This window comes from Citrobacter sp. C6_1 (assembly GCF_014596835.2).
GTDB lineage: Bacteria > Pseudomonadota > Gammaproteobacteria > Enterobacterales > Enterobacteriaceae > Citrobacter > Citrobacter pasteurii.
Genome location: NZ_CP115031.1, coordinates 1,279,528 through 1,300,283, shown reverse-complemented (window position 1 = coordinate 1,300,283; position 20,756 = coordinate 1,279,528). Strand labels below are relative to the sequence as shown.

Genomic DNA, 20,756 nt, shown 5'->3' with positions numbered 1-20,756 from the left:
CCTCTAAAGGGCATTCAGCTCTGCATTAATTTTACCACGATACGCTTAGTGTGGGCCACGCAGCTGTTGCTGCAAGGTGAGTAATCGTTCAACCTCCTCCAGTCTGCGCTGCGTTGTGCACCTCACCTCCTGTGGGTTGCGTTCAAACAGACTTTGCGCCCCCAGAATATGTTCCGCCAGACAATGGGCATAAATCGTACCGGGAAGCCTCCAGCGACGCACAGCATCACCGTCAATCACTTCAAGCACATCCTCGGCCCCGCGCCGGTCATGGCTGATGATACGACCATCGCTCAGATACAGGCGCAAACCTTTTTGACCGCCAGTTGGACCCGCGTATTTATTCAGCCAGATATCCAGCGGTATACTGCTAATCTGCCCCTGAAGATGAGCTTCACCCTCTGCCGTAGTCAGGTCACCGCGGGAGATATCACGCCCCAGGCGGTCTTTAGCCCGCTTCACCTGCAAAGTCATACTGTCATTGCCGCCCAGGCAACGTACCGTTTCACGCAACATTGCCAGCACGTGCGTACCGATATCCAGAATCACGCCATCCGGGTGGCGCAGCTCGCGCGCATCCGGCTCACCGGTGGCAAAGTTAAGCGCTATAGGCTCCCCTGCGGCGTTAAAACCGCTTGGCTCCTGCAAGAAACCTTCGATTTTAACAATGTCCGAAAAGTGGGAAACCAGTGTCGGTTGTGGGTTATCGCCCTGCCACTGCGCCCCGAGCTTCCCCAATGCCAGCTGCATTGCGCCATTACGCGCCATCCAATGGTCTAGCGCCAGTACGCGATCAGCGACGCCGGGTTGAACCAGCAGCATTTTCAGTTTTTCAATTTGGGAAAGCGTGGCGACAATCGGTTTTTCGACCACGATACGTGCGATGGGAGCGGCCAGCGCCTGTTCCAGCACCTCAAGATGGTGCAGGGATGCGGTGGTGATAAACAGGGTATCAAGCGGTGTTGCCAGAAGTTCAGCGAGCGATGCGCAGCGTGTCACATCTGCAGGCTGTTTTGCGGGTTGCACATCAAATCCCACACAGCGGAATGAATCACCGAACATATGACGTAATGCGGGCAAGTATGCCGTTTCAACCACCGCGCCAAGCCCCACAAACCCTAACAACATACTTTTACCTCGTTGATTGAATTGCCGGAGCAGAATGCCCGCCCCGGCAATGTCGAGGTGTTATCAGGCGCTGGTAACCGGTTTAGTCTGCGCATTCTCCAGCATACGGCGTACCGGAACAATGAGGACTACCAATACCGCAGCACAGATTATCAACGCGATAGAACAACGCGCAAACAGATCCGGCAGCATATCAAGCTGGTTGGCCTTCACATGACCACCAATCAGACCCGCGGCCAGGTTACCCAGCGCACTGGCGCAGAACCACAGGCCCATCATCTGCCCACGCATTCTTTCCGGTGCCAACAGCGTCATCGTCGCCAGACCAATCGGACTCAGACACAGTTCGCCAAGCGTCAGCATCAGGATGCTTCCCACCAGCCAGAAAGGCGAAACGCCTGCACCACCATTATTCAGCACGTTTTGCGCTGCCAGCATCATCAGGCCAAAACCCGCTGCGGCACACAGAATACCGATAACAAATTTAGTAATACTGCTCGGGCGAATGTTCATGCTGGCAAGCTTCGGCCACGCCCAGCTAAAGACCGGGGCCAGCAGGATGATAAACAGCGCGTTAATCGACTGGAACCAGACTGCCGGGATTTCAAAACCGCCGATCATACGATTAGTGTAGTCGTTAGCGAACAGGTTAAACGACGTTGGTTTTTGCTCAAATGCCGACCAGAAGAAGGCAGCGGAAACCAGCAGAATAAAGCAGACCAACAGTCTGGCGCGCTCTTTACGGTTCAGCCCTGCAAAGACAAACAGGTAGATGAAGTAGAGGGCTACGGATGCCGCAATCACATACACCAACACGCTGGCTACCGCGACCGGGTTAATCACAATCACACCTTGAGCAATCAGGGTAACAATGACTGCCACACCTACCGCCAGCGCCAACAACCACGTGCCTACGCCCTTTCTTTTGACTACCGGGCTGTTCCAGGTCGAGTCCAGACCGACTTCGCTGTCGTAGCGTTTCATCGCCGGAACAGCAAATACGCGGAAGATAATCAACGCGACCAGCATCCCGATGCCACCGATTCCAAAACCCCAATGCCAGCCATGAGATTTAATCAGCCACCCGGAGATCAACGGAGCAATGAAGGAGCCCATATTGATACCCATGTAGAACAGCGAGAAACCGCCATCACGACGCGCATCGCCTTTTTTATACAGCGTACCCACCATCACCGAGATACAGGTCTTAAACAGACCAGAGCCGAGCACGATAAACATCAGGCCGATAAAGAACAGGTTGTCACCCATGATGGCCGAGAGCGCAATCGACAGGTGACCAAGCGCAATCAGGATGGAGCCATACCATACCGCTTTTTGTTGGCCGAGCCAGTTATCCGCCAGCCACCCACCCGGCAACGCAGCAAGATACATCGTACCAGCAAAGATACCGACAATCGCCGACGCATTTTCACGCGCCAGCCCCATGCCGCCGTCATAAACGGTAGCCGCCATAAACAGGATCAGTAACGGGCGAATGCCATAAAACGAGAAACGCTCCCACATCTCTGTGAAGAACAATGAGCCGAGCGGATAAGGATGACCGAAGAAAGTTCGGCTTTCTTTTTGATTAACAGAGGATTGCATAATTCTCCCGAAAAGATATGTCGTGTGCTTGTAAACACCGTGATGTACGCCGGCCAGGTACGTAGCTGGTCGATTTTTTACATACGGCGAAGAGTTATTTAACCATTTGATAACCTGACAGTAGTTTTGTCTAGTACCAACCGGGTGACTTTAAGATGAAAATTCGACAATTGTCTACTTTCTTAGATTTAAACTTGGTAAAAAGCGAATAGTCATTGACAGCAAACAGACAGGTACAGGCGAAAAAAAGCCCGCGATTTACGCGGGCCTCTATCGCCATCAGCAAACTTACTTGCTTTTTTTGATGTGCTTAATCAAACGCTTACGCTTACGCATCTGAGTTGGTGTCAGTGTATTACGTTTGTTGGCAAACGGGTTTTCCCCTTCTTTGAACTGAATACGGATTGGTGTACCCATGACTTCCAGTGATTTGCGGAAGTAGTTCATCAGATAGCGCTTGTATGAATCCGGCAGGTCTTTCACCTGGTTACCATGAATCACCACAATCGGTGGGTTATAACCACCGGCGTGTGCATACTTAAGCTTCACACGGCGACCACGTACCAGCGGCGGCTGATGATCTTCTGCCGCCATGGTCATGATGCGAGTCAGCATCGCGGTGCTGACGCGGCGGGTCGAGCTGTCATACGCTTCGCGCACGGATTCGAACAGGTTACCTACACCGCTGCCGTGCAGCGCAGAGATAAAGTGAACGCGGGCAAAGTCGATAAAGCCCAGACGGAAGTCCAGTGTCTCTTTTACCTGTTCTTTCACTTCCTGTGTCAGGCCGTCCCATTTGTTGACGACGATAACAAGTGAGCGCCCACTATTGAGGATAAAGCCCAACAGCGAGAGGTCCTGATCGGAGATCCCTTCGCGTGCGTCAATCACCAGCATCACCACGTTGGCATCTTCAATTGCCTGCAACGTTTTGATTACGGAAAATTTTTCTACCGCTTCGGTAATTTTACCGCGCTTGCGCACGCCTGCGGTATCGATGAGCACATATTCGCGTTCATCACGCTGCATTGGGATATAAATACTGTCACGCGTGGTCCCCGGCATGTCGTAAACCACCACACGATCTTCGCCAAGAATACGGTTAGTAAGCGTGGACTTACCTACGTTCGGACGACCAACAATCGCCAGTTTGATCGGCAGATCCTGCGGGTTGAAGTCGTCTTCAGGCTCTTCTTCGCCATTTTCTTTGGCTTCAAGTTGCGCCCAATATTCCGCGTCTTCGTCCACTTCTTCCTGCGGAGCGACGTCATCCATCCACGGCAGCAGAACATGCTCCAACAGGCTGAGAACGCCACGACCATGGGACGCCGCGATGGGGTAAATTTCGCCCAGCCCCAGCGAGTAAAAATCAACAACCGCCTGATCCGGATCGAGTCCGTCAGTTTTGTTGGCAACGAGGAAGGTTGGTTTCTGGCGCGCACGCAGATGCTTGGCAATGGCTTCATCTGCCGGCATCAGACCAGCACGCGCATCCACCATGAACAGCACAACGTCCGCTTCTTCGATAGCCAGCAACGACTGCTCAGCCATACGGGTTTCAACACCGTCTTCGGTGCCATCAATACCGCCAGTATCAATGCAGATAAACTCGCGGCCTTCAATTTCCGCACGACCGTACTTACGGTCACGAGTCAGACCCGGGAAATCCGCAACCAGCGCATCTCGGGTGCGAGTTAGACGGTTAAATAACGTGGATTTGCCAACGTTAGGGCGCCCGACAAGCGCGACCACAGGTACCATGTTTAAAGCCTCATTTAAAAAATCATCAGACAACGGACGCTATTTTTGCGCCATTGTTAAAAACAGTAAAACGGCCCCTGCACCAGGAGCCGTTTTTCAAAGCGAGCGGCCGCGACGATTAACGCGTAATGGAGTACAGCGTACCGTCTTTCGCCTGGATCAGCAGTTTACCATCAGCAGAGACCGGCTCGGTCAGGAAACCTGAGCTGTCGACTTTCTGCTGAGCGACAAAGCGACCATCTTCAACGTTAATCCAGTGCAGGTAGCCTTCGCTATCGCCTACGACCAGGTTGCCGTTATACAGAGCCGGAGACGTCAGCAGACGGTGCAGCAGATCGCTTTGCGTCCACAGCGTCACGCCGCCGTCGGTAGTCAGCGCCAGCACACGGTCATTCTGATCAACCAGATAGATACGATTACCATCAACGATGAAATCATTCACCGAGCCCAGTTCACGTTTCCACATGATCTGGCCGCTGCGCAGATCCAGCGCCGTCAGGTTACCATTATAAGCCAGTGCGTAAACTACACCATTGACGATAACCGGCGTGGTATCGACATCACTCAGACGATCGATTTCGGTTGGGCCAGTGGCCTGAGAAATACGCTGCTGCCAAATCATCTGGCCCTGCTGCATCAGTACGGCACTTACGCGACCATTATCGCCACCCACAATAGCTGCGCCAAAGGCCGTCGCCGGAGCGGATTCACCACGTAAGGAAAGTGATGGCATGTCGAGGTTCACGGTCCATTTGATGGCGCCGTCAGCTTCGTTCAATGCCTGCAACTGGCCGTTGCTGGTGTGGATCAACACCATGCCATCGCTAACAACCGGACGAGACAGCGCTTCGCCGGCAACTTTCGTTTGCCATGCGGTGGTCCCGTCGCTGGTGTTAAGCGCATAAACCTGTGCTTTTTCGCTGCCAATATAAACATGGCCGCCCGACACGGTTACACCGCCAGAAAGCTGAGCAGATGCACGGGAGAACCAACCGTCTTTCTCACCCAGATTAACAGACCAGACTTCTTTGCCGTCGTCTGCGTTCAGCGCTTTCACCACACCGGCGCGAGAGGCTGCATAGACCACGTTATCCGCCAGCGCAGGATGAAGGTTGGAGTAGAAATCACCAATACCGTTACCTACAGAAGTGCTCCAGGCAGTAGACGGAGTAAACTGGTTTTCAACCACCGGTAACGGGGACATCTTAACGACATCTTCTTCGCCACTAAACAGTGAACAGCCGCTCAATAGGGTAACGGAAAGCAGCCCTGGCAGAAGTAATTTACGCAATTGCATCGGGTCCCTCTCAGATGGACAAATTATTGATTTTCATCTGCATCATTTCGCTCAGAGCAGGAGAGGCATCGCTTTTCACGCCCGCTTCCCATGCGCTACGCGCACCTTGTTTATCGCCTTTGCTCAGCAACGCTTCACCACGCAGATCGGCCACAATTGCCGCCCACCCTTCACCTTTAATGGTATCGAGTGTTTTCAGCGCGGTATCAGCCTGCTTAAGCTGAACCTGAACACGAGCAAGACGCAGATTAAGCACCGCTTTGAGATTCTCATCGCTGGTGGCGGCCAGACCTTGTTGTAACTGGGCCGCGGCTTTCTCTAGTTCGTTTTGGTCAACAAACTGCTGTGCCAGTTCCATTGACGCTAATGCGCCATAGGTGTTTTTGTTTTCCGCGGCAAATTTCTCTGCAGCAGGAATGCTATCAGGCTTACCTGCGCTAACCGCAGTCACCGTATTTTGATATGCCAGAGAAGCAGAGCGTGCGGACTCCGTCTGATGACTGGTCCAGTAACGCCAGCCGACCAGCGCGCCAACCCCTAAAATTACCCCAACAACCAGCGCTTTGCCGTTTTCAGCAAAGAAGCGTTTTACCGCATCAACCTGGTCGTGTTCGTTCTCGTAAATTTCCACGCTGTCCTTCTCCTTAGCCCAGTAGAGTGCGCAAATGCGCGGCAACGCTATCCTGCGCTACTGCCGTTTGCTCACCAGAGCGCAAATCCTTCACTACAACAGTACCGTCAGCCACTTCGGACTCACCCAGTACCAGTGCAACGCGGGCGCCCCACTTATCGGCGCGAGCAAACTGTTTCTTAAAGTTGCCGCCACCGTGGTTAGTCATCAGTTTCACACCAGGAACTTCATCGCGCAGACGTTCTGCAAGCCGCATTGCCGCCGACTGCGTGTCCGCCCCTGAAGCAACCAGGTATATATCGACAACAGGGGAGGCAATAAATTCCGAATTAACTGCCTGAACTAACAAAACAAGTCGTTCCAGGCCCATAGCAAAGCCTACAGCCGGCGTTGCGCGGCCGCCAAGTTGCTCTACCAGACCGTCATAACGACCACCTGCACACACGGTACCCTGTGAGCCCAGGCTGGTGGTGACCCACTCAAATACGGTGCGGTTGTAGTAATCAAGACCACGAACCAGACGCTGATTGACGGTGTAGGCAATACCTGCGGATTCCAGCAGTTTGCACAAACCCGCAAAATGCTCGCGCGAGTCGTCATCCAGATAGTCGCCCAGCGCAGGCGCGTCGTTGAGCAGCGCCTGTACTTCCGGGTTTTTGGAGTCGAGCACGCGCAGCGGGTTGGTGTACATGCGGCGCTTACAGTCTTCGTCCAGTTTATCTTTATACTGTTCCAGATAAGCCACCAGCGCATCACGGTAGTTCGCACGAGCTTCCAGCGACCCAATGGAGTTCAGCTCAAGTCTGACATGCTGGGAAATACCCAGCGCACGCCACCAGCGGGCGGTCAGCAGAATGAGTTCAGCATCAATATCCGGGCCTTGCAGGCCAAAAACTTCGCAACCCAACTGATGGAATTGACGATAGCGTCCTTTTTGCGGACGTTCGTGGCGGAACATCGGCCCGATATACCACAGACGCTGTTCCTGATTGTACAGGAGACCATGTTCGATGCCGGCGCGTACGCAGCCCGCAGTCCCCTCAGGACGCAACGTCAGGCTGTCGCCATTGCGGTCCTCAAAGGTATACATCTCTTTTTCAACCACGTCGGTGACTTCACCGATCGCGCGTTTGAATAACGGGGTCTGCTCTACAATCGGCAAGCGGATTTCACTGTAACCATAGCTGCCGAGCACGTTTTTGAGAGTGCCTTCAATGCGCTGCCAGATGGCGGTTTCGCCAGGCAGATAATCGTTCATGCCGCGAATGGCTTGAATGTTTTTTGCCACGTTTATTCTCTTTATGAATATAAAAATGAACCCTCAGCGCTAACCCGAACAATGCGGGCGCCATGCGGGTTCAATCATACACGGGAAGCATGCCGCTTCCCATCACGTTGTTATTTTTCAAGCTGCTGCACGTCGATACGACGCGCTTCGTCCAGAATACTTGCTTTAGCACGAATGCGGGCTTCAAGCTGCGTAATCATGTCGTCGTTATCGAGTCTGTCCTTACGCACGCCGTCTTCATACAGACCGCTTTTCTTGTTACCGCCCGTCACGCCCAGCGTAGAAACCAGCGCTTCACCAGGGCCGTTTACCACGCAGCCGATGATCGATACATCCATTGGCGTAATGATATCTTCCAGGCGTTGCTCCAGCGCGTTCACTGTACCGATAACGTCAAACTCCTGACGCGAGCAGGTTGGGCAAGCGATAAAGTTGATCCCGCGCGCACGAATGCGCAGTGATTTCAGAATATCAAAGCCCACTTTGATCTCTTCCACCGGATCCGCCGCCAGAGAAACACGCAGCGTATCGCCGATCCCTTCAGATAACAGCAGGCCGAGGCCGATCGCGGACTTCACGGAACCACTACGCAGGCCACCGGCTTCGGTGATCCCCAGATGCAGCGGCTGATCGATCTGTTTCGCCAGCAGGCGATAAGATTCCACGGCGAGGAAAACGTCAGACGCTTTCACGCTGACTTTGAACTGTTCGAAGTTCAGTCGATCGAGATGATCCACATGGCGCATCGCAGATTCCAGCAGCGCCTGCGGCGTCGGCTCACCGTATTTTTCCTGCAGATCTTTTTCCAGCGATCCGGCATTGACGCCGATGCGGATAGGAATATTTTTATCACGAGCGCAATCCACCACCATGCGAATACGCTCTTCATTACCGATATTACCTGGGTTGATACGCAGGCAATCAACGCCGTATTCCGCCACCTTCAGCGCGATACGATAGTCGAAGTGAATATCAGCAACCAGCGGGACGTTAACCTGCTGTTTGATAAGCTTGAACGCTTCTGCGGCATCCATTGTCGGTACAGAGACACGAACAATGTCTGCGCCTACGCGTTCCAGCGCTTTAATCTGATTAACCGTTGCTTCCACATCCGTGGTACGCGTATTGGTCATCGACTGTACGGCGATGGGCGCGCCATCGCCGATCGGCACGTTCCCAACGTAAATGCGTGTCGATTTTCTACGTTGAATTGGAGCCTGGTTATGCATTAAAAAATCTCCCGCATTGCCGTCTGTTACTGAGCCGTTGATTGTTCGGCATTAACGGTCAGACGCGCAACCTGGTTAGTTCTGATAAAACGACTTAGATCGACAGGTTTACCCTGGAACTGAATCTGCACTGCCGCCGGAGCGCCAATTTTCAGTTTATATGGCGCCTGACCGACCAGATTCAGATTGCCATCTTTACGCTGCATCCCGCTGAACAGTTTCTTGCCGGTCGCATCGGTGACTTCCAGCCAGCAGTCGGCAGTAAAGTTCATCACCAGCGCGTTAGGATCGCCAGCCGGTGTCGTGACGCCAGCCTGGTCAGTCGGCAGCGGTGCTGCAGCGGCCGGTGCGGTTGCGGTATCAACGTTAGCCTGAGAAGGCGCCACAACGGCGTTCTGTTGCGCATCAGCAGCCGGAGCCTGAGTCGCGGCGGCATTTTGTTGCGCTGGCGCTGCATCCGTTACCGCGCCATTGTCAGCAGCCGACGTGGTATCCGGGCTTGCTGCAGCGCTGGTATCTAACGGTACATTCTGCGCACCCTCTTTACCGGCATTCAACTCAGCGGAGGATTGATCGGCCATGGTGGTGATCTCTTCCTGCTGCGCCTTATGGTTCTGCCACCACCAGGCGCCTGTCAGTCCGACAACGACAAACAGTACCAGCCAGGTAAAGGTCATTAACCAGCCATCGCGTTTCTTACGACGCTTACCGAGCGAAAAGCTCTGCATCGGTGCGACTTTGGCAGGACGAATCGGAGCCTGTTTTTCCAACCCTGGCAACAGTTCTTCTTCAGGAATATGCACCAGACGCGCATAAGAACGGATATACCCGCGCAGAAATGTTGAAGCGAGATCGGCTGGCGCCTTATCTTCTTCAATATCGCGTACCGTGGAAACCTTCAGGCAGAGTCGTTCCGCGACCACCTGCTGGCTGAATCCGAGTTGTTCACGGGCATTGCGCAGACGAACGCCGGTGGAGAGTGCTTCATTTTTGTCGTGCGTGGCTTCAGTATTCATTCGCTACAGCTGCGTAAATTTGGGTTCTGATGCCGGCGAGCCACAATGCTCACCCACACCGCGAAACATCTGGTCAGTTAACCTTCGTCAGACAGTATAAAACGGTCAGACTATCAATGACAAAACAGCGTAAACCTGAGGGCTAAACGCTTGTTGAACCGCTACATACTGCCTTAAAGTCGACTAAAACGCACCGTTATTATTGCTCAGACGACTACAACAAAGGACCTTATGTAACTTACATTGCACTACGGTACATTATTTATACCGTAGTGCATTCGGCATCAAACGGTTTTGATATCGATAGCATCGCCTTGCATACGCTTGCGCAGAGTACGCTTAGTACGGTCAATAACGTCGCCCGCCAGCTGACCACAGGCTGCATCGATGTCATCGCCACGTGTTTTGCGCACGATGGTGGTGAAACCATAGCTCATCAGCACTTTGGAGAAACGATCGATACGGCTGTTAGAACTACGGCCATACGGCGCGCCCGGGAACGGGTTCCACGGGATCAGGTTGATCTTACACGGCGTATCTTTCAGCAGTTCAGCAAGCTGATGAGCATGCTCAGTGCCATCGTTGATGTGATCCAACATCACATACTCGATGGTTACACGACCCTGATTCGCATTGGATTTCTCCAGATAGCGGCGCACAGCCCCGAGGAACGTTTCGATATTGTACTTCTTGTTGATAGGCACAATTTCGTCACGAATTTCATCATTTGGCGCATGCAGAGAAATCGCCAGTGCGACATCAATCATATCGCCCAGTTTATCCAGCGCAGGGACAACGCCTGAGGTGGAGAGCGTAACGCGACGCTTGGACAGCCCGAACCCAAAGTCATCCAGCATGATTTCCATCGCCGGCACCACGTTGGTCAGGTTGAGCAGTGGCTCACCCATCCCCATCATCACCACGTTGGTGATAGGACGCACGCCCGTTGCTTTCACCGCGCCGACGATTTTCGCCGCACGCCAGACCTGACCAATGATTTCCGACACCCGCAGGTTACGGTTAAAGCCCTGCTGCGCCGTAGAGCAGAATTTACACTCTAATGCGCAACCGACCTGTGAAGAAACACACAAGGTGGCACGATCGTCTTCCGGGATATACACGGTTTCGACACGCTGATCGCCAACCGCGATGGCCCATTTGATCGTACCGTCAGAGGAACGCTGCTCTTCCACCACTTCCGGGGCGCGAATTTCAGCCACTTCTTTCAGCTTGTTACGCAGAACCTTATTGATGTCAGTCATGTCATCAAAGTTGTCGCTGCAATAGTGGTACATCCACTTCATGACCTGATCGGCACGAAACGGTTTTTCGCCCATTTCTTTGAAGAATTCGCGCATTTGCTGACGGTTCAGATCCAGCAGGTTAATTTTTCCATTTTTATTTGGAACCGCAGGAATGACGACTTCAGAGGTGTTAACTAATTCAGACATAATTTTTTCCGGCCTCGTTGTTACACGTTGTGGCCCGTGGAGGGTTAAAAAGAAACGCCCCGGCAAGCGATCTGCTCTTCCGGGGCGTTGCATTGTACAAAGTCTGGCGCAGGGATGCCACGTTTGCACGAAGCATTAGCGAAAATAATATGTAAAGAAAGAACGTAGGCTTGATAAGACGCCTCGCGTCGCCATCAGGCAAAGCAGTGCCGGATGCGCTAAACGCTTATCCGGCCTACAGGACGAGCTTTATTAGCGAGTGCGCGGGCAAACCTCGCCTTCACCAAAGAAATAGGCGATTTCACGCGCCGCAGACTCAACGGAGTCAGAACCATGGGTGCCGTTCTCAGTAAAGCTGTCAGCATAATCTGCGCGCAGAGTACCAGCCAGCGCATTTGCCGGGTTGGTTGCACCCAGCAGATCGCGATGGCGCTGTACGGCATTTTCGCTTTCCAGAACAGAAACAACGATTGGACCAGAGGTCATGAATTCAACCAGACCGTCAAAGAACGGCTTGCCATCATGCTCGGCGTAGAAGCCGCGCGCCTGCTCAACGGTCAGGTGCAGCATTTTAGTACCAACAATTTTGAACCCTGCAGCTTCAAAGCGCGCAAAGATGCTCCCAATAACGTTTTTTGCCACCGCGTTTGGTTTGATGATGGAAAAAGTACGTTCAATAGTCATGATTACCTCTGAAAAAGATGTTTTGTTGTGGTTTACCTGGCGCGGATTATAAAGAGCATCCCGGCAATTGACTATTGACGAAGATAACATTTCTTTAAAATAAGATGAATTTTAGCAACAAACAGTGACCAACTGGTCTACTGCAACGAAAATCTCACCGTCGCCACCTGTCCGGCGTCATCCATCACCAACAGTTGATAATCTCCTTTGGTCGCCAACTGTAGCGTCAAACGGCGTCCGCGTTCATCCAGCCGTTCACCGTTAAGAAACCACCAGCGATCGCCTGTCCCGCCGCTGGTTTGTACCGGCAATAAGGCCTGCGCAGAACCGGGTAAACGCTTCACAATCGCGCCATCGCGAACGCCTGTCAACTGCAACGGCAGGGAAGCAACCTGTCCCAGCGGCGGACACGTGGCAGAAACCGGCGGTAGCCTTGCCCCACGGCGCTCTGACTCCGGTAACCATGGCTCCAGCGGCAAAGGCCAGACGATTAACGTTTGCTCGTGCGCCTGTGGGCAATCCGCCGCCACACGTTTGCCTTCATCGTCCAGCCAGATGGGGAAACGAATGCCACTCACGCCTTCCTGTTCGGGCAATAACAACGTTGGCGGCTGGCTACCGTCCAGTAGCCAGGTCGCTAAGCGGCGACGGCAGTTGCCGTCTCCGTCTGGCAAAAATTGCCCGCCAGGCCAGCACACTACGCCCCGACTGACCGACTCTGGTCGCGGGTCTTCCGGCTGATTTGTCCCGCGAGAGAGCAAAAGATTGTTGACCTGATTGAGCAACGGCACAGCGCTGGCAAAACCAAACTGCCCCACCACCGGCGTACCGTCGGGCCTGCCGGTCCAGATGCCAATCACATAACGGGCGTTAACGCCAATCGCCCACGCGTCGCGATAGCCATAGCTGGTACCCGTTTTCCATGCCAATGGCACCACGCGGCTCAGCGCGTTATCCGGCAGCGGCTGTGCTTCGTCAGCCATAATGCGGCGAATAATCCACGCCGCACCTGCTGACATCAACGGACGCTCCAGCAGCGGGTCGTCTGGCTGCAGGCGCAGTTTTCCCGCGTTCCCCTGGCGGGCAAAGGCGCTGTACGCCGCCGCCATATCTTCAAGTCTCGCCCCCGCGCCGCCCAAAATCAGCGACAGATTCGGCGCGGCTCCTGCGGGTAAGTACAACGGCAAGCCCACATTACGTAATTTTGCGGCAAAACGCTTCGGGCCATAGGCTTCGAGTACCTGCACGGCGGGTAAATTCAGCGAACGCACCAGCGCTTCGCTCATACTCACCGGGCCATGAAAACCACTGTCAAAATTCCCTGGTCGATAATCCCCGGTGCGACGCGGTACATCTTGCAACAATGAAGCCGGATGGATGAGTCCGTCATCCAGCGCCAGACCATAGATGAACGGCTTCAGCACCGAGCCCGGCGAACGAATCGCATTCACCATATCCACATGACCAAAGCGGGAGTCGTCATTCATATCTACCGAGCCGACCCAGCCACGCACGCTCATGTCGGTGTGATCGACCACAATCATCGCCAGCGAACTGCGCGCAGGTAAGCGCCCCTTCCAGTTTTGCGCCAGCTCTTCCAGCTGGCGCTGCAATCCGGCGTCAAGGGTGGTCACGATTTTATCGCTCCGGCTTTTTCCCAGCATCATGCGCGAGAATAACGGCGCGAGCTGCGGCATTTGTCGGGGCGCCAGCCAGACCGGTTCTTCGCGTGATTCCTGCACTTGTCTGGCTGGCCAAATACCCTGCGTTGCCATGCGTTCGAGCACTTTATTTCGCGCGGCTTCGGCGCGATCCGGCCAACGATCCGGGCGCAGGCGACTCGGTGCCTGCGGCAGCACGGCCAGCAGCGCGGCATCGGAATAACTCAATTGCGCGGGTGATTTCCCAAGATAGGCCCAGCTTGCGGCTCCCACCCCTTGCAGCGTACCGCCGAACGGCGCGCGGTTAAGATACAGCGTCAGGATGTCGCGCTTGGAGAGATGCCATTCCAGCTGCAATGCGCGCCAGAGTTGGCGGAATTTGCCGCCGAAGGTGCGCGGATGGGGATCGAGCAATCGTGCGACCTGCATGGTGAGCGTGCTACCGCCCGAAACCACGCGCCCGGAGGAGAGATCCTGCCATGCCGCACGCAGTACTGAAAAAGGATTAACGCCAGGATGTTTCCAGAACCAGCGGTCTTCGTAGTTAATTAACGCCTCAAGGTACCGGGGGGACACTTCATCAATTGTCACCGGATAGCGCCAGATGCCATCCGCGTCGGCGAAGCGCCAGAGCGGCGTACCATCATAGGCCACCACGACACGCGCCGGATCGACTTCGTGCAGCGGCAGCGGCCAGATTTTATCTGCCGCCCAAACCGCCGCCGTAAGCAATAACGTAGCGGCTGCCAGCCAGAGCCAGCAGCCGTGTTTACCCAACCCACGCATCATTTACGGTCTGACAATCAACAGTCCCTCTGTCGCACCGGTCGCGCGCCACTGCGGAACGTACATTGACTCCACCTGCGGCACAGGAACCTGATACGTTCCCGGCGTTACCGCCCGCGCCAGATACACCAGCGTCACCGGCTGTCCTTCGTTGACCGCCACCGCGGCGACAAAGCGATCGTCGCGGAACTCAACGTGCTGGATATTCGCCTGCTGCATCTGATTGAGCAGATTAGCCACCTCGCTGCCGCTGTCCTGCAGGCTGGCGCTGCCGTTGGCCAGATTCTGGTTTTCCAGTTCCAGGCCCGCTGGCAGTAAGTCGACCACCAGCGCATCCGGTACGTTCTGGCTGGCTTTCACCTCCAGCCAGACCAGCACCAGTTCGCCGCTGCGCAGAGAATCCAGCGATTTGCTGTTCCCGTCGAGCCCCAGGATCTGACGCTCAATATGCAGAACGTTGCTGACAGGCGTTGGCGAGGTTTGCGGGTAACCGCTCACATCCAGACGCAACCACAGAGGCAGATTACCGGTATTGGTCACGCTCAGCGTAGACAGCGCGTCGGCATCCAGATTACGCGTCTGTGATTTCTCTGCGGCTAACGGCTGTTCAGAGAGTGACGTTTGCGCCTGCCACGAGCCAGGTAAATCCTGTAACGTACGCGCGGCAAGGAACAGCGCATTATTTTCCTGGGTAGAGAGCCAGCGCTGCCCAAAGGCCTGTTCTGACAAGGTGTTCAGCAGCGTATTCTGTACCTCAGGTTTAAGTTTGTTTTCTTCCAGCAAGGCCAGCATCAACGCGTTGTCGCGCAGCTGGCTGCCGTAATCCGCCATCCACTGCTGCGCATCGCGGCGTGGCGTATTCAACGCCAGGGTCAACGCCTGTTCACTACGGTTAGCATCGCCCATATTTTTCAGCGCAATACCCAGTTGCAATAGCGGTAAACCCGAAGCGGCCTGTGCACGATGATCCCAGATCTCACGCAGCGCGCCGAGCGGGGCTTTCTGCTGACGAGCCAGTACCAGCGCGGCGTAGGCCTGGACGGCAAATCGGCTCGCTGATGCGTCGTCGGTATAACGAATCGACATCATGCCCGGATCCTGCAAGTAGCGCAGAAGTCGCTCGTTGCCCCGGTTAATGACCTCTGCCGGCACGCTGTAGCCCTGTTCATTCGCCCGAACGAGGAAATCCATCACATACGCGGTCAGCCAGTACTCTTCCGCTCCGTTCTTATCCCACAGCGCAAACCCACCGTTGTCACGCTGCATTTGCAGTAAACGAGAGATACCAATCTCTACTGCCGCACGGCGTTTTTCATCACTGTCGCCCGCGATACCTAACGCCTTCAGCTGCGCGGCGTTGGTGTATAAAGACGGGAACAACCCGCTCGCCGTTTGCTCAAGGCAACCGTAAGGATAAGCTTTCAGTTCACGGATGTAGCGCGCCAGATTCAGCGGCGGTTTACCGCTGAACAGCAGTTGTCCCTGCATTGTCGCTGGGGAGAAATTCGTCAGTTCTTCACCCGGAAGCTGCCAGGTTGCGCCCGGCTGAAGCGCGACCCCGGTGTTAACGGTTTGCGCCGGGAACGCCGGACGCACACCAATCTTCCACTGCTTATGCTGAACAGGCAGCATTTCGCCCGGTAACGTCAGACCGCTAATCTGCGCCTGAATTTCGCCATCGCCAAAGCCCTCCCGCGCACGCACCGGAATAAACAACGTAGTCCGTACGCCAGGCGCCAGATTTACCGGCGCGGGATCTTGTCCCATCAGCTCCAGTAAACCGCTGGCTACGAGCTTAATGTCCAGCGTTTGCGGTTTGTCAGTCAGGTTGGTCACATCCAGCGTCAGGCGCGACGTATCTCCCCCTGCCAGAAAGCGCGGCATATTCAGTTCAGCAATCACCGGCGCGGCGACAATCACTTTGCTTTCGCTGCTGCCATAGTCATCCGCAGTCCAGGCTTGCGCCATGACCCGCAGCTCGCCGTTGAAATCACCAATCGGTAATGTCACCGTACCTTCGCCTTGCTCGTTAAGTATGACCGGCAACGCCTGTTGCGCCACGATGTTAACGTGATTGACTGGAGGCTTGCCGCCGCGTTTTAACTCATCGCCATCACCACCAAAGCGCAATGCCGCCAGACGCCCCTGACCTTCGATTACCTGGCCGTAAATATCATAAATATCCGCGCCATAGCGTTTTTGCCCGAAAAACGCCTGCCACGGATCCGGCGTGACGTAATCCGTAATATTCAGGACCCCGCTGTCAACGGCAGAGACCAGTACATTAACCTGTTTTGGCACGTCACCATTTTTAACGCTGGCTTTAATCTTGACGGTCAACGGCTGATTGGGCCGTATTTTCGCCGGACTTTCCAGCGCCAGCCCCAGACGACGGTTTTCATCACCTAACGGTAAATGCAGTAACCCGACCGCCCGTTTTGGCGTTGCTGAGCGGGATTTATCGCCAGGGCGTATCACTAAAGCGCTGAGATACAGGTCATGGCGGTTCCAGCTTTTATCGACCGGGATGGAGAGATCAAGACCCGCCGTCGGCACGTCGATCTCTTGCCACCACAGCGGACCTTCGCTGGATTCAACCATCGCATAGCCTTTGCCGGCGGCGGGTGCAGCAATGTGCAGCTTCATGGTATCGCCAGGACGATAGCTGGGTTTATCCAGTTTCAGGGTCACGCGATCGGGACGTACTGACCCGCTGCCGTCGCTGTTATCCTGCCAGCTATAACCGGCCCAGAAGCGCACGCTGCTCACCGCATCATTCGGTGCTTTCACTTCCAGGCGATAGGCGCCCCACTCAACCGGGAAACTGACTTTACCGGTTTCATCGGCCTTAAGATCCAGGGTCTGCTCACCCTCCACCAGATCTTTTTGATCAAACTGAGACTGCCAGCCCTCGCCCTCAGACCAGTTCCAGTAGTAATCACGGCGTTCACGGATCAAACGCACCTGCAATCCGGATACTGCTTTTTTCTCGCCTTGCGCGTCGGCATACACGATATCGAACGCGGCATTGCTGTTTTCATCGACGATGGGCTGATTCACGGTGGTATCGGTGCGGTAGTCATAAACGGCTTTTGCCGCAAACTGCGGACGAATACCCGGCAGCGTATCCGCAGGCCAGATGGCTTGTTCAACCCGACGCGTCACCGGACGGCCGCCCGACTCCAGCAGGCTGGCTTGCAGAATGACCTGTAACGGGGAATGCGTCTCCTGCCACTGGCTGTTGGTGGTCACTTCGCCGCGACCGTGGTCATCCAGCGTGAGCTGAACTTCATCGAGGCTGCGGGAAAGGTTTTCTTCGGCGATATTCCCAAACTGGAAGCCCGGCAATGCCTGAACCGCATCCCGCAATGGACGCAGATAAAGCTGTCCTTGCAGCGCATTGCCGTTGGCGGGCGCGCCGTACAGGTAGTAGCCCACCACCGAGAACTTCACTTCATCAGTTGGTGCCACTGGCCTCTTGTTTGCGGTGAGATTGAGCGCCATTCGCTCCGGCATAAAGTCTTCGACGTGGAAATCCCACATCCGCGACTGGTTATCACCGGTATTAACCCGAATATGCCACATGCCGGTTGGCGCGCTGCTGTCCAGCGGCCAGCTAAAGCGGTACAAGCCGTTTTCCGGTTGGCTAACTACCGAGCGTAAAACCTGTCCGTCGGGTTTCACGACCTCCAGCTTCACCGGCTGGTCGGGCAACGTTTTACCATCGCTGTCGCGCAGTAATCCGTTGAGGATCACCGTTTCGCCAGGACGATAGAGATCGCGTGGGCCGAACATAAAGAACTGTTTGCTGTATCCCGGCGCGCCAGCGATATCAAATTCAGCCAGATCCAACGCCGGGAGCTTCAGATCCAGCAGCGTGGTTTGCCCGTCTTTGCGGGCCAGCAATAAGGCGGCGTCTTTATCCGTCTCGAGCTTCACGTGCCCCTGAGCGTCGCTGGTCGCCTGTGCCAGCGTCTGTCCTTTTTCATTGAGTAAGGTGACATCAATCCCCTGCTGCGCGGCGCCGTTTTCCAGACTCTGCGTAAAGACATCCAGTTGATTATGGTAACGGTGTGCAGACACACCAATATCGCTGAGCGTGAACAACGTCGCGGCATTGCTGTAGTTGTAATGTCCGGCCTGATTCATCACCGCCACGTACACGCCCGCCTGCTGCAGCGGCTTGATATCGCTCAGCGGCAGCAGCAGTTTCTCGCGGGTATTGCGCGCAGGATTGAGGTCAAAGCGCCCGGTATACACCAGTTCCGCCATTTTCAGCAGATTGTCGGACTCCCAGTTAGACAACGAATTGCGGTATTCCCACTGGCTGACAAACGCTCCGAGCGACTCAGGCTTCACGCGAAAGAAGTTCACATCCACGCTATTGACGTTAAGAGCCATCACCGGCAGCCCTTCAATCACTTTTCCCGGCAGCAGCGAGCCGCGACTGGCGAAGCCTACGCTTGGCTGGACGTCGCGGGTGGTAATATTTTTTTCATAGTCGATAGCGAACGTCGCTTTATTCAGTGCCAATAAATCACGCTCAATGGTCACCACCAGCTCGCGGTTAGGTTCGAGGTGGCGTAAGCGTAGCTCTTTCAGATTTGGCGCCAGCTCCCAGGCCCCATCCACTTTGCCGCTTTTTTTATCGACAACATGCAGTACGCGAGAAAAATCTTGTTCAGGATCGAGAGGAATAGAAAAAGTCAGCACCAGCGTCGCCGCACCATCCAACTGGACTTCTGAAGCATCCAGCAGCGTCAACGGCTTGCCCTGGCTTTGCTGCATCAGCTTTTGTAATTGCCCCGGATCTTTTGCCGGCGTGGTCTGTGGGGCGGGCGTATCATTTTTTGCCGCCACCGACGGCTTATCGTTATTATCGCACCCCGCCAGCGCCAACATCAGCATACAGGCCACTACGCGTAAATGTTTCATTTTTCATCCCTGGCCTGAGTGGCCCGTTAGCTACGTAGAACAACTATTATGCGTCAGATTTCAACAGGTGGAAGTCAGTAATAGGATGTTGTTGTCTGAATTTTCGTGATTAATGTGGGTCCACCTGACAAATCAGCCTCTTTTACTTGTCGCTTTACGGTAAACAGCCGACAATTCGCCGAAACCTGGTAAAAATGGAGATGCCTATGACCACCGCCTTCTTTGTCGCTGCCGACTGGCTTATCGAACACATTGACGATCCGGAAATACAAATTCTTGATGCCCGGATGGCTCCTCCAGGACAGGAAGATCGCGATGTTGGCGAGGAGTATCGCGCGAGCCATATTCCTGGTGCAGTCTTTTTTGATATTGAAGCGCTTTCCGACCATACCTCGTCATTGCCACACATGATGCCGCGCCCGGAAGCCTTTGCCGTAGCTATGCGCGAGCTGGGGGTTCATCAGGATAAGCATCTGGTTGTCTACGATGATGGCAACCTGTTTTCTGCCCCGCGTGCCTGGTGGATGTTGCGCGCATTTGGCGTGGAAAATGTCTCCATTCTGGCAGGCGGTTTTGCGAGCTGGCAGCGTGATGCGTTACCGTTGCAGAAAGGGAACGTTGATTTGCCCGAAGGCGAGTTTGACGCCGCGTTTACGCCAGAGGCCGTAGTGCGGGTGACCGATGTCCTGCTGGCCAGCCATGAAAAAACCGCACAGATTGTCGATGCACGACCGGCTGCGCGTTTTAACGCCGAAGTTGACGAGCCGAGGCCAGGCCTGAAGCGTGGTCATGTGCCCGGTGCGCTGAACGTACCGTGGACAGAGTTGGTTCGTGACGGTGAATTAAAAACCACCGATGAGCTGGATGCTATCTTCTTCAGCCACGGCGTGAGTTTTGACCGCCCTATTATCGCCAGTTGCGGCTCCGGCGTAACGGCTGCCGTGGTGGTGCTCGCACTTGCCACGCTGGGCGTTTCCAACGTCGCGTTGTATGACGGCGCATGGAGCGAATGGGGAGCGCGCAACGATTTACCGGTAGAACCCGCTGAGACTAAATAAAATCTGATTTACACCTCTTTTTCGCCCACAAAAAAACCGCTCATTGAGCGGTTTTTTTGTGCCAGTCCGGTTCGCGGCCTTCCCAGCAGGCTGTGTTGCCATAGCAACGCAGGCGCACCTCAGTAGCTAAATATTCCGGTTTAATAGAATAAAAGTCAAGTTAATTAACAGGGAAACTATTCAACATTTAATGTATTATTCTGAGCGGCCCTTTCCGCTGTCTCGC

At 54.7% G+C, this 20,756-nt stretch carries 13 protein-coding genes; 1 reads left to right on the top strand and 12 read right to left on the bottom strand.

The window, feature by feature from the left end; all coding sequences use genetic code 11:
• Positions 1 to 45: 45 nt before the first annotated feature.
• From IB196_RS06280 to IB196_RS06225, 12 genes are all read right to left on the bottom strand, one after another.
• Positions 46 to 1,128, bottom strand: coding sequence for a Gfo/Idh/MocA family oxidoreductase (locus tag IB196_RS06280; protein WP_005120434.1), 1,083 nt, complete (start codon positions 1,126 to 1,128; stop codon positions 46 to 48).
• A gap of 63 nt (positions 1,129 to 1,191) precedes the next feature.
• Complete coding sequence (locus IB196_RS06275; RefSeq protein WP_005120432.1) at positions 1,192 to 2,733, bottom strand: peptide MFS transporter; 1,542 nt, start codon at positions 2,731 to 2,733, stop codon at positions 1,192 to 1,194.
• A gap of 288 nt (positions 2,734 to 3,021) precedes the next feature.
• Complete coding sequence (gene der, locus IB196_RS06270; protein ID WP_005120431.1) at positions 3,022 to 4,494, bottom strand: ribosome biogenesis GTPase Der; 1,473 nt, start codon at positions 4,492 to 4,494, stop codon at positions 3,022 to 3,024.
• 118 nt (positions 4,495 to 4,612) lie between these two features.
• Positions 4,613 to 5,791 (bottom strand): outer membrane protein assembly factor BamB, encoded by a 1,179-nt coding sequence (bamB, locus tag IB196_RS06265; RefSeq protein ID WP_005120430.1) that lies wholly within the window; start codon positions 5,789 to 5,791, stop codon positions 4,613 to 4,615.
• 10 nt (positions 5,792 to 5,801) lie between these two features.
• Positions 5,802 to 6,422, bottom strand: coding sequence for a YfgM family protein (locus IB196_RS06260; RefSeq protein ID WP_005120429.1), 621 nt, complete (start codon positions 6,420 to 6,422; stop codon positions 5,802 to 5,804).
• 13 nt (positions 6,423 to 6,435) lie between these two features.
• A complete protein-coding gene (hisS, locus tag IB196_RS06255; RefSeq protein ID WP_005120428.1) occupies positions 6,436 to 7,710 on the bottom strand; it encodes a histidine--tRNA ligase in 1,275 nt (424 codons plus the stop codon).
• 110 nt (positions 7,711 to 7,820) lie between these two features.
• Positions 7,821 to 8,939: a flavodoxin-dependent (E)-4-hydroxy-3-methylbut-2-enyl-diphosphate synthase gene (gene ispG / locus IB196_RS06250; RefSeq protein ID WP_188232144.1), complete on the bottom strand. Its 1,119-nt coding sequence runs from the start codon at positions 8,937 to 8,939 to the stop codon at positions 7,821 to 7,823.
• 26 nt (positions 8,940 to 8,965) lie between these two features.
• Complete coding sequence (rodZ, locus tag IB196_RS06245; protein WP_005120425.1) at positions 8,966 to 9,955, bottom strand: cytoskeleton protein RodZ; 990 nt, start codon at positions 9,953 to 9,955, stop codon at positions 8,966 to 8,968.
• 284 nt (positions 9,956 to 10,239) lie between these two features.
• The gene (locus IB196_RS06240; protein ID WP_003037713.1) at positions 10,240 to 11,406 is read right to left on the bottom strand and encodes a bifunctional tRNA (adenosine(37)-C2)-methyltransferase TrmG/ribosomal RNA large subunit methyltransferase RlmN; all 1,167 of its coding nucleotides are present in this window, start codon (positions 11,404 to 11,406) and stop codon (positions 10,240 to 10,242) included.
• A 252-nt stretch (positions 11,407 to 11,658) separates the two neighbouring features.
• Positions 11,659 to 12,090, bottom strand: coding sequence for a nucleoside-diphosphate kinase (ndk, locus tag IB196_RS06235; protein WP_181617591.1), 432 nt, complete (start codon positions 12,088 to 12,090; stop codon positions 11,659 to 11,661).
• Between the two features lie 137 nt (positions 12,091 to 12,227).
• Positions 12,228 to 14,540 carry a peptidoglycan glycosyltransferase PbpC gene (pbpC, locus tag IB196_RS06230; protein ID WP_188232145.1) on the bottom strand — a complete coding sequence of 771 codons (2,313 nt, stop codon included), beginning with the start codon at positions 14,538 to 14,540 and terminating at the stop codon, positions 12,228 to 12,230.
• The gene (locus IB196_RS06225) at positions 14,541 to 19,472 is read right to left on the bottom strand and encodes an alpha-2-macroglobulin (protein ID WP_188232146.1); all 4,932 of its coding nucleotides are present in this window, start codon (positions 19,470 to 19,472) and stop codon (positions 14,541 to 14,543) included. It abuts the gene before it with no gap.
• Positions 19,473 to 19,678: 206 nt separating this feature from the next.
• Here IB196_RS06225 and sseA point away from each other — a divergent pair, with 206 nt between their 5' ends.
• Positions 19,679 to 20,530: a 3-mercaptopyruvate sulfurtransferase gene (gene sseA, locus IB196_RS06220; RefSeq protein ID WP_155021416.1), complete on the top strand. Its 852-nt coding sequence runs from the start codon at positions 19,679 to 19,681 to the stop codon at positions 20,528 to 20,530.
• Positions 20,531 to 20,756: the final 226 nt, after the last annotated feature.